The organism is Rhodanobacter sp. UC4451_H18 (genome assembly GCF_052978225.1).
Genome location: NZ_CM129663.1, coordinates 3,014,436 through 3,028,740, shown reverse-complemented (window position 1 = coordinate 3,028,740; position 14,305 = coordinate 3,014,436). Strand labels below are relative to the sequence as shown.

Sequence of the window (14,305 nt, the reverse complement as noted above, 5' to 3'; positions counted from 1 at the left end):
CGGGGCATTTCATCAGGTTGCGATAAGGCTCGGCAGGTTTGGTTGCTCCGTTACGCTCACGGGGGAGGTAGCAGATCATGTCCAAAGGTCATTTCAAGTGTGGTGGCAAGGCGCAACGGGTGATGCTGGCGCGCTTGCCGCTCGCGGCGGCGATCGGTTTTGCCGTGGCCGCACCGGCGCTCGCCCAGGATGTTGCCGAGCAGCCCGCATCGGCCGCGACGACCTCGGCGGCAGCGCAAAAGGTCAAGACCCTGGGTACGGTCACGGTGACCGCGCAGAGGCGCACCGAGGATCTGCAGAAGGTGCCGATCAGCATCAACGTGCTGGCACAGGATCAACTCGAGGCCCTGCACGTCCAGAACTTCAAGGACTACGTGAAGTACCTGCCCAGCGTGTCCTTTCAGGACAACGGTGGCGGCAATGGCGCGCAAGGCTTTGCCATCATCTACATGCGCGGTGTCAGCAGCGGCAGCGGCGGGGACTATACCGGGTCGCGGCCGAGCGTCGGCATGTACCTCGACAACCAGCCGATCACCACGATCCAGGGGCCGGTCGATATCCACATGTACGACATCGCCCGCATCGAGGTGCTGGCAGGACCGCAGGGTACGTTGTATGGCGCCAGCGCCGAAGCCGGTGCGTTGCGCATCATCACCAACACGCCCGACCCCGCCGCTTTCGCGGCAAACTACACGCTCGGCGCCAACAAGGTTGCACACGGTGGCATCGGCTCCACCGTCGAGGGCATGGTCAATATTCCGCTCAGCAAGAGTGCCGCCATCCGCCTCGTGGGTTGGCGCGAACACGATGCGGGCTACATCGACAACAAGGCCGGCACGCGTACCTACCCGTCTTCCGGCATTACCATCAGCAACGCCGACGACTGCACCCCCGGCGTGCTGCTGCAATGCCACGGACACGCCCGCAAGCACTACAACGACGCCGACACCCAGGGCGCACGCGCCGCGCTGAAAGTGGACCTGAACGACAACTGGTCGATCAGCCCGACACTGATGGGGCAACAGACGATCTCGCACGGTTCATCTTCCAGCGATCCGAGCGTGGGCGATCTCGCCGTCACGCACTTCTTTCCCGAGCGCAACAACGATCGCTGGTGGCAGGGCGCGCTGACCGTGCAAGGCAAGATCGGCAATTTCGATATGACCTATGCCTACGCGCATCTCAAGCGCAATCAGGAGCAGGAGTCCGACTACACGGACTACTCATTCTGGTACGACACGCTGTACGGCTCCGGTGTCTATTTTTACGATAACGGCGGAGACCTGATCGATCCGTCGCAGCATCCGTTTTTCCGCGATCACTACACCAACAACAGCCACGAACTGCGTCTTGTCTCGCCCAGCGACGATCGCCTGCGTCTGGTCGCTGGCGCGTTCTGGCAGAAGCTGAAACACGATATCCAGTACCAGTACAAGATCAGCGGCCTGGCCGATTCGCTGACGGTTACCGGCTGGCCTGACACCCTCTATCTGAGCCGGCAGGTCCGCTACGATCGCGACCAGTCGGTGTACGGCGAACTGTCGTGGGACTTCATCCCCGATGTCCTCACGGGCACGATCGGCGAGCGCTATTACCGCGACAGCGGCAGCTTTTACGGCTTCTTCGGTTTCAGCGAGGGCTATTTCCCCGGCTCGAGTTACGGCGAGGCCGGCTGCATCTCACCCGAGCCATTCGAGGGCGCGCCCTGTCTGGACTTCAACAAGCGGGTGAAGCAAGGCGGGTCGCTCAACAAGGTCAACCTGACCTGGCATGCCACACCCCATGCCATGGTCTATTTCACCCGGTCCGAGGGCTATCGCCCGGGTGGCATCAATCGCAACGCGTCGCTGCCGCCCTACCAGGCGGATTTCCTGACCAACGTCGAACTCGGCTGGAAGACCTCGTGGTTCGACAATCGGCTGACCTTCAACGGGGCCTTGTTCCGCGAGACCTGGGATAATTTCCAGTTCGACATCACGGGTCCGAACGGTATTTCCGAAATCCTCAATGCGAATTCGGCTCGCATCGACGGACTGGAGTCGCAGCTGAACTGGCAGGCGACCTACAACCTGCAGCTGAGCGCCGGCATCGCGCTGTATGACGCCAAGTTGACCGCCAACTACTGCGGATTCACCGACAACAACAACCGCCCCGTCACCGACTGTCCGGCCGGCTCGATCAATACACAAACGGGCGACACGGTGGACGGGCCGCTGGCACCAACGGGCACCCGCCTGCCCATCACGCCACGATTCAAGGGCAACCTCATCGCGCGTTATACCTTTGATGTCGGCAGCAAGAGTGGCTTCGTCCAGGGCGCATTGACGCATGTGGGGGACCGCACGACGAGCCTGCTCCTGCTCGATCGCAGCCTCTACGGCGGGCTGCCTGCCTACAATTCGGTCGACCTCTCCGCCGGTCTCCAGGGGGACAACTGGTCGGTGACTGCCTACATCAACAACGTGTTCGACAAGCGCGCCGCGCTGTACAAGTTCTCCGAGTGCGCGGTAACGGTTTGCGGTGCGCACGGCGTGGTGCCGGAATACCCGAATGGACAGGTGTACACGGGCTTCAGCCAGCCGCGCACGTTCGGCATCAGCTTCAAGCAGGATTTCTAGTCGAGCGGTCGATTGCCGCACCGGACGAACGCCCTGGCGTCGGCCAGGGCTTTTCGTCGCCCGCCCGATGGCGGGCAACGCCTCGCCGACAGATGGCCCTTTGAGGGGAGTGGTTCATGCCCGTCTTCATTCGCACCGCCTGCATGTCGATCGTCGCGGCCATCGGGCTGTCGACAGCGATGCCATCTGCGGCTGCCGGCGTCGAGTACGACACCATCATCCGCAACGGCCACATCATCGACGGTACGGGTTCGCCCTGGTACGCGGCCGATATCGCCGTGAAGGATGGTCGCATCGCCGCGATCGGCAACCTCGCCGACGCGCATGCCAGGCGGGTGATCGACGCCCACGGCCTGGTCGTGGCGCCGGGATTCATCGACATGCTTGGTCAATCGGAAGTCACCATGCTGGTCGATCCGCATGTGCCGTCGAAGATCTTCCAGGGCATCACCACCGAGATCACCGGAGAAGGCGAATCGGTGGCGCCGCTCGACGCCGAGATGATCAGGCAACGCCAGGCGGCGTACGCGCATTATCGGATAACGCCGGACTGGCGCACGTTCGAACAATATTTCGCGCGCCTGCAAAAGCAAGGCATGGGCATCAACGTAGGCACGTACGTGGGCGCCACTTCAGTGCGCGAGATGGTCATGGGCTACGAGAATCGCGCACCCACGCCGGACGAGTTGAAGAAGATGCAGGCGCTGGTCGCGGACGCGATGAAGCAGGGTGCGCTGGGGCTGTCCACTGCGCTGGAGTACACGCCGGCGCCTTACGCCGGAACCGACGAGTTGATCGCCCTGGCGAGGGTTGCCGCACGCCATGGCGGCATTTACGCGACCCACATGCGCAACGAGGGCGATGCCGAGATGGCTGCGCTGGACGAAACCTTCCGGATCGGCCGCGAGGCGGATATTCCGGTGGAGATTTTCCATCTCAAGGCCACCGGCAATCTCAAGGGCAAGATGGCACAGGTGATCGCGCGCATCGACGCGGCTCGTGCCAGCGGCGTCGACGTGGCGGCGGACACCTACGCCTATACCGCGTGGCAGAACGATCTGTCGGCCTTCATCCCGCCCTGGGCCCATGACGGCGGCAACCTGAAACTGATCGAACGCCTGAAGAATCCGGCCACGCGTGCGCGCATCCGCAAGGACATGCTCACTCCCAGCGAGGCCTGGGACAACGAGTGGCTCGCGGCCATCGAGCGGGCGCACGGCATCATGATCGGCAGCGTCAACAACAAGGCGTTGCAGAAGTACGTCGGCAAGCGGGTCAGTGAGATTGCAGCGGAGTGGCACGAGGATCCGATCGACACGATCTGCGACTTCCTGATCAAGGACAACGCCGCCACCAGTTCGGTGGTGTTCGGCATGCAGGAGTCCGATGTCGAGCTGGCGCTGAAGCAGCCGTGGGTTTCGATCGACACGGACTATGAGGGAACCTCGCCGGATGGCCTGCTCGGCAAGGATCGTCCGCATCCACGCGCCTACGGCACCTTTCCGCGCATTCTCGCCAGGTACGTGCGTGAGCAGAAGCTGCTCACGCTTCCGGACGCCATCCGCAAGTTCAGCGCATTGGCGGCCCAGCGTGTGCATCTGACGGATCGCGGCGTGCTCAAGCAGGGCATGTGGGCAGACATTGTCGTGTTCGACCCGGCTGCGACCCGCGATGTCGCCACCTTCACCGACCCGAACCAGCTGTCGGTCGGGATGCAATATGTGCTGGTCAACGGGGTCCCGGTGATCGATGGCGGCAAGATGACGGACGCGCTGCCGGGAGTGGTATTGCGCGGTCCGGCTTACTCCGGCAGATAGCCGAATTCCGAAAGGAACGGGTACTGGGGTTTCGGTGGCAAGAGCTGATTCGGCAACTCCCTGCACCCCACCCTTCAAGCGGCCTTCGGGCCGCTCTCTTATTGGCACCGTACGCGCATGGCGGCGCAGCCGGCTGCCGGAGGGCTTTGCACGCAAGCCGTGCGGTGGCCTAGGATGGCGCACCGGCGGGCGAGCAGACAGCCGCCGGGAGGTTCGCAGGGGAACCCTCAACGGTGGAACGGCGCCTCGACAGGCGCCTCGCTGACGCTCTCTCCAGCGAAAAGGACGCGCGACGATGGCCACGCTACCGACAACCCGCATACTCGATCCCGCGGATTATCCGCGCTGGGTCGCCGCGGTCGCCGCCTCCCCCGATGGCAGCGTGTATTCGCTGCCCGAGTATCTCGACGCGCTGTGCGCCGCCACCGGCGGCCGCTTCCGCGTGCTCGCCGCCGAGCGCGACGACCACATCGTGGGCGGCATCGCGCTGTTCGAATGCAGCGACCGCCGCGGCGCCTTCGTGTCGCCGCGGCGGCTGCTCTACTACAACGGCCTGGTGCTGGTGCCGCATGCCTGCAGCTGCCCGGCCACTGCCACCTCGCGCCGGCTGCAGACCATGGATGCGCTGGAGCACGCGCTTGCGCGCCTGCCGCTGGGGCGGCTGCGCTTCAAGAGCCGCTCCACCTGCACCGACCTGCGCACGTTCCAGTCGCGCGGCTGGAGCGTGCAGCCGACCTACACTTATGTGGTAGACATCAGCGACCTCGCCAGCGCATGGACGCGGGTGGACAAGAACCATCGCCGGCTGATCGGGCGCTGCACCGAGCAGGGCCTGCAACTGAGCATGGACGACGACTTCGACGCCTTCCACCACCTGCACCTGCAGACCCACGAGCGCAAGGGTGCGCCGCTGTACCTGCCGCGCGAGGCGTTCCGCCGCTTCGTGGAAACCCTGCGCGAACGCAACCTGGGCCGGCTCTACCACGCACGGATGCCCGACGGCCGCGTGGCCGCCAGCCAGCTGGTGCTGACCGGGCCGCACCCGGTCAGCCACACCGTCTGCGCCGGCGCCGAGGCTGCGTTGCTGAGCCTGGGCGCATCGGCGTTCCTGCGCTGGCGCGCGCTGGAACACCTGGCCGCCGAGGGCTACCGCGCCAACGACCTGACCGACGCCGAACTCAACCCCGTCACGACGTTCAAGTCGCAGATGGGCGGCGAGCTGTCGCTGTGCCTGGAGGTCTCGCGCGCCGACGACATCCGCTTCCGCCTCGGCGACTGGGCAACCACGCTGCCGCAGCGCGCCCGCCGCGGCGTGCACCGTGCCCTGCGCCGCCCCACCGGCATGGCCGAATGAGCGAGCCCGTGGTTTCCGGGGCCGAACTGGTCTGCGCCACGCTGACGCGCGCCGGCGTCGATTGCGTGTTCGGCCTGCCCGGCACGCAGACCACGGGTCTGTACGAGGCGCTGCGCCGCGCCCCGCTGCGCAGTGTCGTGGCCACCCACGAGTTGTCGGCAGCGATGATGGCCAACGGCTACTACCGCGCCTCGGGGCGGATCGCCGCCTTGCTGACGATTCCCGGCCCGGGCTTCACCTGGGCACTGACCGGGCTGGCGGAGGCGGCGCTGGATTCGGCCGCGCTGCTGCACCTCACCATGCAGCCGGCACGCTCGCCCGGACAGCAGTTCCAGTTGCAGGCGCTGGACCAGGCGGCGATCGCCGGCCCGCTGAGCAAGGGCCAGTACCACGTCGACCATGCCACCGGGATCGCCCCCGCGTTGCTCGCGGCACACGCACAGGCCGGCGCCGGCGAACCCGGTCCGGTGCTGGTGCAGTTCGCGAGCGATGCATTGCGCGAAGCGGCGCCGCTGGCAGATGTCGCGCCTCCTTCGCCGCCACCGCTCGACGAGGCCGCACTCGACGCCGTGCTGGCCACGCTGCGCCAGGCCGGTCGCTGCATGCTGCTGCTCGGCCAGGGCTGCGCCGCCGCGGCCGGGTTGGCCACGCAGCTGGCCGAAACGCTGTCCGCCGCGGTGGTCACCACCACCTCGGGGCGCGGCGTGGTGGCCGAGGATCACCCGCTGTCGCTCGGCTTCGCGTTCGCCGGCAACGAGTGCGGCACGCTGAACGCGCTGGTCGAGGCCAGCGGCGCGGTGCTGGCGATCGGCTGCAAGTTCTCGCACAACGGCAGCCGCGGCTTCGAGCTGCGGCTGCCGCCGGAAAAACTCATCCACGTCGACGCCAGTGCCGCCGTGCTGGGCGCCAACTATCCCGCGCGCCACGCGATATGCGCGGACGCGGCGACCTTCCTGGCCGCCCTCCTGCAACGGCTGCAGACCAAGCCTGGCCATGCCGGCTTCAGCCACGACGAGATCGCGCAGTGGCGACGGCGCGCCGACGACGAGCGCGACCGGCGGCGGGTCGAGCCGCGCATCCACGGCGTGGACGGCGGCCAGCCGCAGGCGTTCTTCGCCGCGCTGCGCCAGGCGCTGCCACGGCAGGGCTGCCTGCTCACCGACTCCGGCCAACACCAGGGCCTGGCGCGCCGCCACTTCCCGGTGCTGTGCCCGCGCGGCCTGATCGTGCCGACCAACCTGCAGTCGATGGGCTTCGGCATCGGCGCCGCGATCGGCGCCTGCCTGGCCGATCCGGCGCGGCCGGTGGTGGCGCTGGTCGGCGACGGCGGCCTGGCGATGTCCGGGCTGGAGCTGCTCACCGCGGTGCGCGAACGGCTGCGGCTGACCGTGATCGTGTTCGTCGACGGCGCCTACGGCCTGATCCGCATGCAGCAACTGGCCGGCTCGGGCCATGCGTACGGCACCGAGTTCGACAGCGTCGACGTCGCCGCCCTGGCCGCGGCCGTCGGTGCCACGCACGTACGCCTGCAAGGCGATGCGCAGGCCACCCTGGCCGCGGCGATCGAGGCGCCCGGCGTGACCCTGGTCGAGGTGCGCGTGGGCGATTCCGCACCGATGCACTGGTTGCGTGCCAAGAGCCGGCTGCGCGGTTCGCGGCTGCGCACGTGGTGGCGCCGCCTGCGCCGTTGAACCCCCACGCGCGGCGGCCCGGTGGCCATCGCGGGTGCTAGCATGGCCGCACAGGCGCGGCGTCGAGCGCACGCATGCGGCGATCAGGGGAAACATCCATGGGCAAGCGGGACGGGCGGCACGTGCCGGCGATCGTGATGGGCTGCGGCCCCACAGCGTTGGGCATCCTGCGTTGTCTGAAACTGGCCGGCATCCCGACCTACGTGGCCTGCCGCGCGGGCGACCAGGTGACGCGCTCGCGCTGGTTCCGGCCCACGCCCGGACGGACGGCGTGGGATGGCGTGCCCGGTCCGCAGGCGCTGGATCACCTGCGCGACCTGCCGCTGGACGAGGCGGTGCTGATCGCCGGCGCCGACGACGCCGCACTGTGGCTGGCCGACCTGCCGCAGAGCGAGCTGGGCCAGCGCTTCCGCACCAGCACCTGCTCGCGGCAGACGCAGGAACTGCTGCAGGACAAGTCGCGCTTCGCCGCGCTGCTGGCCGAAACCGGCATGCCGCACCCGCCGACCTACCGCATCGACAGCGCGGCGGACATCGCGGCGATGCCGTTCGAGCGGCTCGACCGCGTCTTCATCAAGCCGGTCAACTCGCAGAAGTTCAGCGACGTGCTGGGCATCAAGGGCGTGTGGGTACACAGCCGCGAGGAGCTGCTGGAAACCTGGCAGCGCCTGCACGGCCTGGGCTTCCGCCTGATGGCGCAGGAGTACGTGCCCGGCACCGCCGCCGACCATTATTTTGTGGACGGCTTCCGCGACGCGCAGGGACGTTTCACCGGCCTGTTCGCGCGGCGACGCTTCCGCATCCACCCGGCCGACTTCGGCAACAGCTCGTACTGCGAGAGCATCCCGCTGGCCCAGGTCGAGCCGGCGGCGACCAACCTGACCGCGCTGCTGGCGAAGGTGGATTACCGCGGCATCTTCAGCGCCGAGTTCAAGCGCGACGCGCGCGACGGCCAGTTCCGCATCCTCGAGGTGAACACGCGCGCCTGGACCTATGTCGAGTTCGCCGCGCGCTGCGGCGTCAACGTGTGCGAAATGGCCTGGCAGGACGCGCTGGGCCTGCCGGTCGATGCCGCCGCGCCGGATTACGTGGTCGGCGCCGGTTGCGTGAACCTGCAGCGCGACATCAACGCCGTGCGCGGCCAGTCGCGGCAGGTCCGCGAGCCGTGGTCGAAGATCCTGCGGCAGTGGGCGCACGCGCATTACCACACGTTCCGTTTCGACGATCCGCTGCCAGGCCTGTCCAGCGCGTGGCGCATCGCCACCCACCGCACCGGGCGCCACCACGGCCCCAGCGAGGCGCCGGTACCGCCGGCCGCCGCGCCGAACGAGCCGCCGGCAAACTGAACCCGGACGGCATATATCGCTCCATCGCGAATCGAAGATATATACTGCCGGGCACCGTGACCCCGGAACCCTTGCGATGCCGTCGATCAGCTTCGAATTCTTTCCGCCCAAGACCGACGACCAGCGCGCGCAGCTCGACCGCGCGGCGCAGGCGCTGAAGGCGCACCAGCCCGAATACGCCTCGGTCACCTTCGGCGCCGGCGGTTCCACGCTGAGCTACACCGGCGACACGGTGGCGCGGCTGCATACGCAGCACGGGCTCAACGTGGCGCCGCACCTGTCGTGCATGGGCGGCACCCGGGCGGAGATCGCCGCGCTGCTCGACGGCTACCGCGCGGCGGGCTATCGGCGCATCGTGGCGTTGCGCGGCGACATGCCCTCGGGCATGGCCACGGCGGGCGACTTCCGCTACGCCGCCGAACTGGTGGCCTTCATCCGCCGGCACTGCGGCGACCATTTCCACATCGAGGTGGCGGCCTACCCGGAGACGCATCCGCAGGCCGACGACGCGCTGCGCGACCTCATGCACTTCAAGGCCAAGATCGACGCCGGCGCCAACGGCGCGATCACCCAGTATTTCTTCAACCCGGATGCGTACTTCCGCTTCGTCGACGACGTGCGCAAACTTGGCGTGAACGTGCCGATCGTGCCGGGCATCATGCCGATCTCCAACTACAGCCAGCTCAGGCGCTTCTCGGAAATGTGCGGCGCGGAAATCCCCCGCTGGATCGCCAAGCGCATGCAGGCCCACGGCGACGATGCGGACGCGGTGCGTGAGCTCGGCGCCGAGGTGGTGGCGCAACTGTGCCGTCGCCTGCTCGACGGCGGCGCGCCGGGGCTGCACTTCTACACGCTCAACCGCGCCCGCGCCACGCAGGCGGTGTTGCAGCAGCTGGCCTGAAACCACCACCGCGCACAACCTCCCGCAGGAGCCCGCTGGCGGGCGATGCCTTTGAGGCGGTGATTTGCAAGCAAGAGCATCGCCCGCCAGCAGGCTACTGCGATGGTGATGCGCCAACGGGAAGTCGTTCGTGGCGCCGCGGGACGGCTATGCTGACCGGATGTTGCGCCTGGTCGCCCTGCTCAGCCTGGCCTTGCTTGCGTGCACCGCCCCCGCGGCGGCGCAGACGCCGATCCATCGTTGCATCGGCGCCAACGGCGGCGCGGTGTTCACCGACCAGCCGTGCGCCGCGCTGCGCGCCACGCCGCTCAACCCCGCGACGCCCACCGATACCCCCGCGCCGAGCGGGCCGCCGCCGGTGCTGTGTGCCGCCAACATCGAGGAGCTGCGCCAGAGCGTGATCGATGCGTTCGCGCGGCGCGACAGCGTCCGCATGGGCGGGCTGATCCTGTGGGACGGTTACGGCCGCGGTGCGGCGATTGCCGACATCCGCGCGCTGACCGCGCTGATGGAACAACCGCTGCTGCAGGTCGACCTGCCCGCTCCCGCGGCATCCGCCGCGGCGTTGCCGGACAACTGGCCGCCCCTCGCCGGCGACCCTGCTCCGGCGGCAACCGCCGCGCCCGATCAACTGGTGCTGCACACCGCCGGCGCCGACGGCGCGGGTTCCACGTGGCGTTTCGACATCGTGCGCCGGGCCGGCTGCCTGTGGCTGCGCAACGCGCCGTAAACGCCGCCCCCGCAGCGACGCGCTATCATATGCAGTCTTCATGGAGAACCGAACATGGCGCAGCAGTACCCCGAATGGATCTGGCAAAACGGCCACATCAAGCCGTGGGCCGAAGCCACTACCCACGTGATGTCGCACGCGCTGCATTACGGTTCGTCGGTGTTCGAAGGCATCCGCAGTTACGCCACGCCCGACGGCGCGGCGATCTTCCGCCTCACCGACCACCTGAACCGGCTGTTCCTGTCGGCCAAGATCTACGACATGCAGCTGCCGCACTCGTTCGAGGAGCTGGCCGCCGCCTGCCGCGAGGTGATCCGCAAGAACGGGCTCGGTGCGTCCTACCTGCGCCCGGTGGCGTATCGCGGCCTGGGCGGCTTCGGCCTGTCCGCCGAAACGCCGATCGACATGGCCGTGGCCGCCTGGCCGATGGGCCCGTACCTCGGGCCGGAAGCGCTGCAGAACGGCATCGACGCCTGCGTGTCGAGCTGGCAGCGCTTCGCCCCGAACACCATCCCGGCCGGCGCCAAGGCCGGCGGCAATTATCTTTCCGGCCAGCTGATCGCGCGCGAGGCGCGCCGGCTCGGCTTCGGCGAAGGCATCGCGCTCTCCTCCAGCGGCCTGCTCAGCGAAGGCGCCGGCGAGAACCTGTTCCTGGTCTTCGACGGCGTGCTGCACACCACGCCGGCCAGCGCCTCGATCCTTGCCGGCATCACCCGCGACACGCTCAAGACGCTGGCCCGCGAGGACGGCATCGAGGTGGTCGAGCGCGACATCCCGCGCGAGTACCTGTACCTGGCCGACGAGGTGCTGATGTGCGGCACCGCCGCCGAGATCACCCCGATCCGCTCGGTCGACGGCAAGCAGGTCGGCGCCGGCAAGGCCGGTCGCGTCACGCTGCGCCTGCAGGAGCTGTTCTTCGGCCTGTTCGACGGCCGCACCCACGACAAGTGGGGCTGGCTGGAACAGGTCTGACGGCGAAGCGCTCTCAAGCCCGTATGGCACTGACTTAAGCTCGTCATTCCCGCTTTCGCGGGAATGACGGCAGTGGAGTTTTGCGCCTGAATCAGTTCCTTTCCGGCGCTGCGCGCCTCCTTTTCACCCGCCGAAGCGAGAAGGGATTTTCGGCCGGGATTCCCGCACGGGCCTGATACGAAAAACCCGCCTTCCGGCGGGTTTTCTTGGTTCACATCAGGTTGCGACCGTGGAACAGTTCCTCGATCTCGCGCCGGAGCAGCGACTCGATCCGCTGGCGTTCCTTGAACGACAGGTCGTCCGCGTGCGACTCGAACAGGTAGGTGTCCAGGTCGAAGTCCTTGATGTGCATCTTGGTGTGGAACATGTTCTCCTGGTACACGTTGACGTCGAACATCTCGTACTTCTGCCGGATGTGCCGCGCCAGGTAGTCCTGCACCGAATTGATCTTGTGGTCGATGAAGTGCTTCTTGCCCTTCACGTCGCGGGTGAAGCCGCGCACGCGGTAGTCGCACACCACGATGTCCGACTCGAAGCTGTCGATCAGGTAGTTCAGCGCCTTCAGCGGCGAGATCACGCCGCAGGTGGCCACGTCGATGTCCGCGCGGAAGGTGGCGATGCCGTTGTGCGGATGCGTCTCCGGATAGGTGTGGACGGTGATGTGGCTCTTGTCCATGTGCGCCACCACCGCGCCGGCGATCGAATCACGGCCGAGCTTCTCCACCACCGGCTCCTCGGAAATGAGGATGGTCACCGACGCGCCCTGCGGATCGTAGTCCTGGCGCGCGATGTTGAGGATGTTCGCGCCGATGATCTCGGCCACGTCGGTGAGGATCTGGGTCAGGCGGTCGGCGTCGTACTGCTCGTCGATGTATTCGATGTAGCGCTGGCGCTGTTCTTCGGACACCGCATAGCAGATGTCGTAGATGTTGAAACTCAGCGCCTTGGTCAGGTTGTTGAAACCCTGCAGGCGAAGACGGGGAAGCGGTTTGACCACGAGCGACTCTCCATGGGCCATGGCGGCCGGCTGTAGAGGCGGGTTAGCGACAAGGGTCCCCGCGATTGGTGTGAAGCACAGGCTGGTGCCTGCGACCCTTGGTTGGTGGCATGCTCTCGACGTTGCCGCTGTCGAAAGACCGCGAAGTATGCGGCAAACGCGTCAGGAAATGAACCTGCAGCCAATCGGCATGTTTGCCATAATGCGGGACAAGCTGACGTGATTGCGGTCACGCTTGCCGCGGAGGCGACAAGCGCCGCAGAACCTTGCCTGACCTGAGGAGTCGACGTGGCCCCACACCTGAAATACCAGTTGCAACAGGCCTTCGAACGCTCGCAGGCCCCGCTGGGCTTCGCCCCCGACCCCGCCTCGATGGAGCGCTTCCTGGCGCTCTGCCACCGCCGGCGCTACCCGGGCAAGACCGCGATCATCCGTCCCGGCGATCCGGCCAACACGCTGTACTACGTGGTCGAGGGTTCGCTGGCGGTATGCACCGAGGACGAGCAGGGCCGCGAATTGATCCTCGCCTACATCAGCCGCGGCCAGTTCATCGGCGAGATGGGCCTGTTCGTGGAGCAGGCCCAGCGCGAGTCGGTGGTGCGCTCGCGCACGCCGTGCGAGATGGCCGAGGTCAGCTACGAGCGGCTGTTCCAGCTGATGGAAGGCCCGCTGCGCGAGGAGTGCCCCAAGATCCTGTTCGCGATCGGTGCCCAACTCACCAATCGCCTGCTGCGCACCTCGCGCCAGGTCAGCCGCATGGCGTTCATGGACGTCACCAACCGCATCTCGCGCACCCTGCTCGACCTGTGCGACGAGCCCGACGCGATGACCCACCCGGACGGCACGCAGATCCGCATCTCGCGCCAGGAAGTGAGCCGCATCGTGGGCTGCTCGCGCGAGATGGTCGGCCGCGTGCTCAAGCAGCTCGAAGAGCAGCGCATGATCGACGTCTCCGGCAAGACCATCGTGATCCGCGGCACCCGCTGACCACGCCCGGCCGGCACCGCCACCGGTTCGCCTGAACCGGGTTTTTACGGCCGCCAGTCGAGCATGGTCTCCCGCCCCGGCTGCGAGACGGCGCTTGGATTTCGATCAGTTCTTCCTCTTCGTCGGCATCGGCCTGCTCGCCCAGGTGGTGGACGGGGCGCTGGGCATGGCCTACGGGCTGGTATCCAATTCGATCCTGCTGGCGCTGGGGCTGCCGCCGGCGGTCGCCAGCGCCACCGTGCACACCGCCGAGATCGCCACCACCTGCGCTTCCGGCGCCTCGCACGCATGGTTCGGCAACGTGCGCTGGCCGCTGTTCTGGCAGTTGGCGATACCCGGGGCGATCGGCGGCGTGCTCGGCGCCACCTTCCTCGCCAGCGTGCCCGGCGAGACGATCCGCCCGTTCATCAACGCCTACCTGCTGGTTCTCGGCGCGATGGTCCTGTTGCGCGCGTTTGGCAAGCGGCTGAGCCGGCATCGGGTGCAGCACACGGGCGTGCTTGGCTTCTTCGCCGGCCTGCTCGACGCGATCGGTGGCGGCGGCTGGGGGCCACTGGCCACCAGCACGCTGATCGCCCGCGGCGGTGGCGTGCGCCGGACGATCGGCTCGGTCAACGCGGCGGAGTTCGTGGTGACCGCGTCGATCTCCGCCACGCTGGTGTGGCACGTCGGCATCGGCCACTGGCCGATCGTGCTCGGCCTGCTCACCGGCGGCGTCCTGGCCGCGCCGTTTGCCGCCTGGCTGGTGCGCCACCTGCCCGAACGCGCGGTGATGGCCGCGGTGGGCACCTTGATCGTGGCGATCAGCCTGGTGCAGCTGCTGCACGCGTAGGGCGGGCACCGCCCGCCATGTTTCATCCCATTGAGCACGAGCCGGCGGGCGGTGCCCGCC

General features: G+C 67.5%; 11 protein-coding genes. 10 read left to right on the top strand and 1 reads right to left on the bottom strand.

Going from position 1 to position 14,305, the window contains the following annotated elements; translation table 11 throughout:
- The first annotated feature begins 77 nt into the window (after positions 1-77).
- From ACVCMG_RS13580 to ACVCMG_RS13545, 8 genes are all read left to right on the top strand, one after another.
- On the top strand, positions 78-2,618 hold the full coding sequence (locus ACVCMG_RS13580; protein WP_395120138.1) for a TonB-dependent receptor: 2,541 nt from the start codon (positions 78-80) through the stop codon (positions 2,616-2,618).
- A 116-nt stretch (positions 2,619-2,734) separates the two neighbouring features.
- Positions 2,735-4,435: an N-acyl-D-amino-acid deacylase family protein gene (locus ACVCMG_RS13575; RefSeq protein ID WP_395120139.1), complete on the top strand. Its 1,701-nt coding sequence runs from the start codon at positions 2,735-2,737 to the stop codon at positions 4,433-4,435.
- A 295-nt stretch (positions 4,436-4,730) separates the two neighbouring features.
- Complete coding sequence (locus ACVCMG_RS13570) at positions 4,731-5,789, top strand: GNAT family N-acetyltransferase (RefSeq protein ID WP_395120140.1); 1,059 nt, start codon at positions 4,731-4,733, stop codon at positions 5,787-5,789.
- A complete protein-coding gene (locus ACVCMG_RS13565) occupies positions 5,786-7,480 on the top strand; it encodes a thiamine pyrophosphate-binding protein (protein WP_447114352.1) in 1,695 nt (564 codons plus the stop codon). The genes ACVCMG_RS13570 and ACVCMG_RS13565 overlap by 4 nt, the downstream gene beginning before the upstream one ends.
- Before the next feature lie 98 nt (positions 7,481-7,578).
- Positions 7,579-8,826: a carboxylate--amine ligase gene (locus ACVCMG_RS13560; RefSeq protein ID WP_447114351.1), complete on the top strand. Its 1,248-nt coding sequence runs from the start codon at positions 7,579-7,581 to the stop codon at positions 8,824-8,826.
- A gap of 76 nt (positions 8,827-8,902) precedes the next feature.
- Positions 8,903-9,727 (top strand): methylenetetrahydrofolate reductase [NAD(P)H], encoded by an 825-nt coding sequence (metF, locus tag ACVCMG_RS13555; protein WP_395120143.1) that lies wholly within the window; start codon positions 8,903-8,905, stop codon positions 9,725-9,727.
- Between the two features lie 130 nt (positions 9,728-9,857).
- Positions 9,858-10,457, top strand: a complete 600-nt coding sequence (locus ACVCMG_RS13550) for a DUF4124 domain-containing protein (RefSeq protein ID WP_447110594.1) — start codon at positions 9,858-9,860, stop codon at positions 10,455-10,457.
- Positions 10,458-10,511: 54 nt separating this feature from the next.
- Positions 10,512-11,429 (top strand): branched-chain amino acid transaminase, encoded by a 918-nt coding sequence (locus tag ACVCMG_RS13545; protein WP_395120145.1) that lies wholly within the window; start codon positions 10,512-10,514, stop codon positions 11,427-11,429.
- Positions 11,430-11,640: 211 nt separating this feature from the next.
- On the opposite strand, the gene speD is transcribed toward ACVCMG_RS13545, so the two are convergent.
- Positions 11,641-12,426, bottom strand: coding sequence for an adenosylmethionine decarboxylase (gene speD / locus ACVCMG_RS13540; protein ID WP_136258246.1), 786 nt, complete (start codon positions 12,424-12,426; stop codon positions 11,641-11,643).
- 372 nt (positions 12,427-12,798) lie between these two features.
- On the opposite strand from speD, the gene crp reads away from it, so the two are divergent.
- Together crp and ACVCMG_RS13530 are read left to right on the top strand one after the other, a co-directional pair.
- Positions 12,799-13,413, top strand: a complete 615-nt coding sequence (crp, locus tag ACVCMG_RS13535; RefSeq protein WP_395136028.1) for a cAMP-activated global transcriptional regulator CRP — start codon at positions 12,799-12,801, stop codon at positions 13,411-13,413.
- Between the two features lie 94 nt (positions 13,414-13,507).
- Complete coding sequence (locus tag ACVCMG_RS13530) at positions 13,508-14,245, top strand: sulfite exporter TauE/SafE family protein (protein WP_447114350.1); 738 nt, start codon at positions 13,508-13,510, stop codon at positions 14,243-14,245.
- The last annotated feature ends 60 nt before the right edge of the window (positions 14,246-14,305 follow it).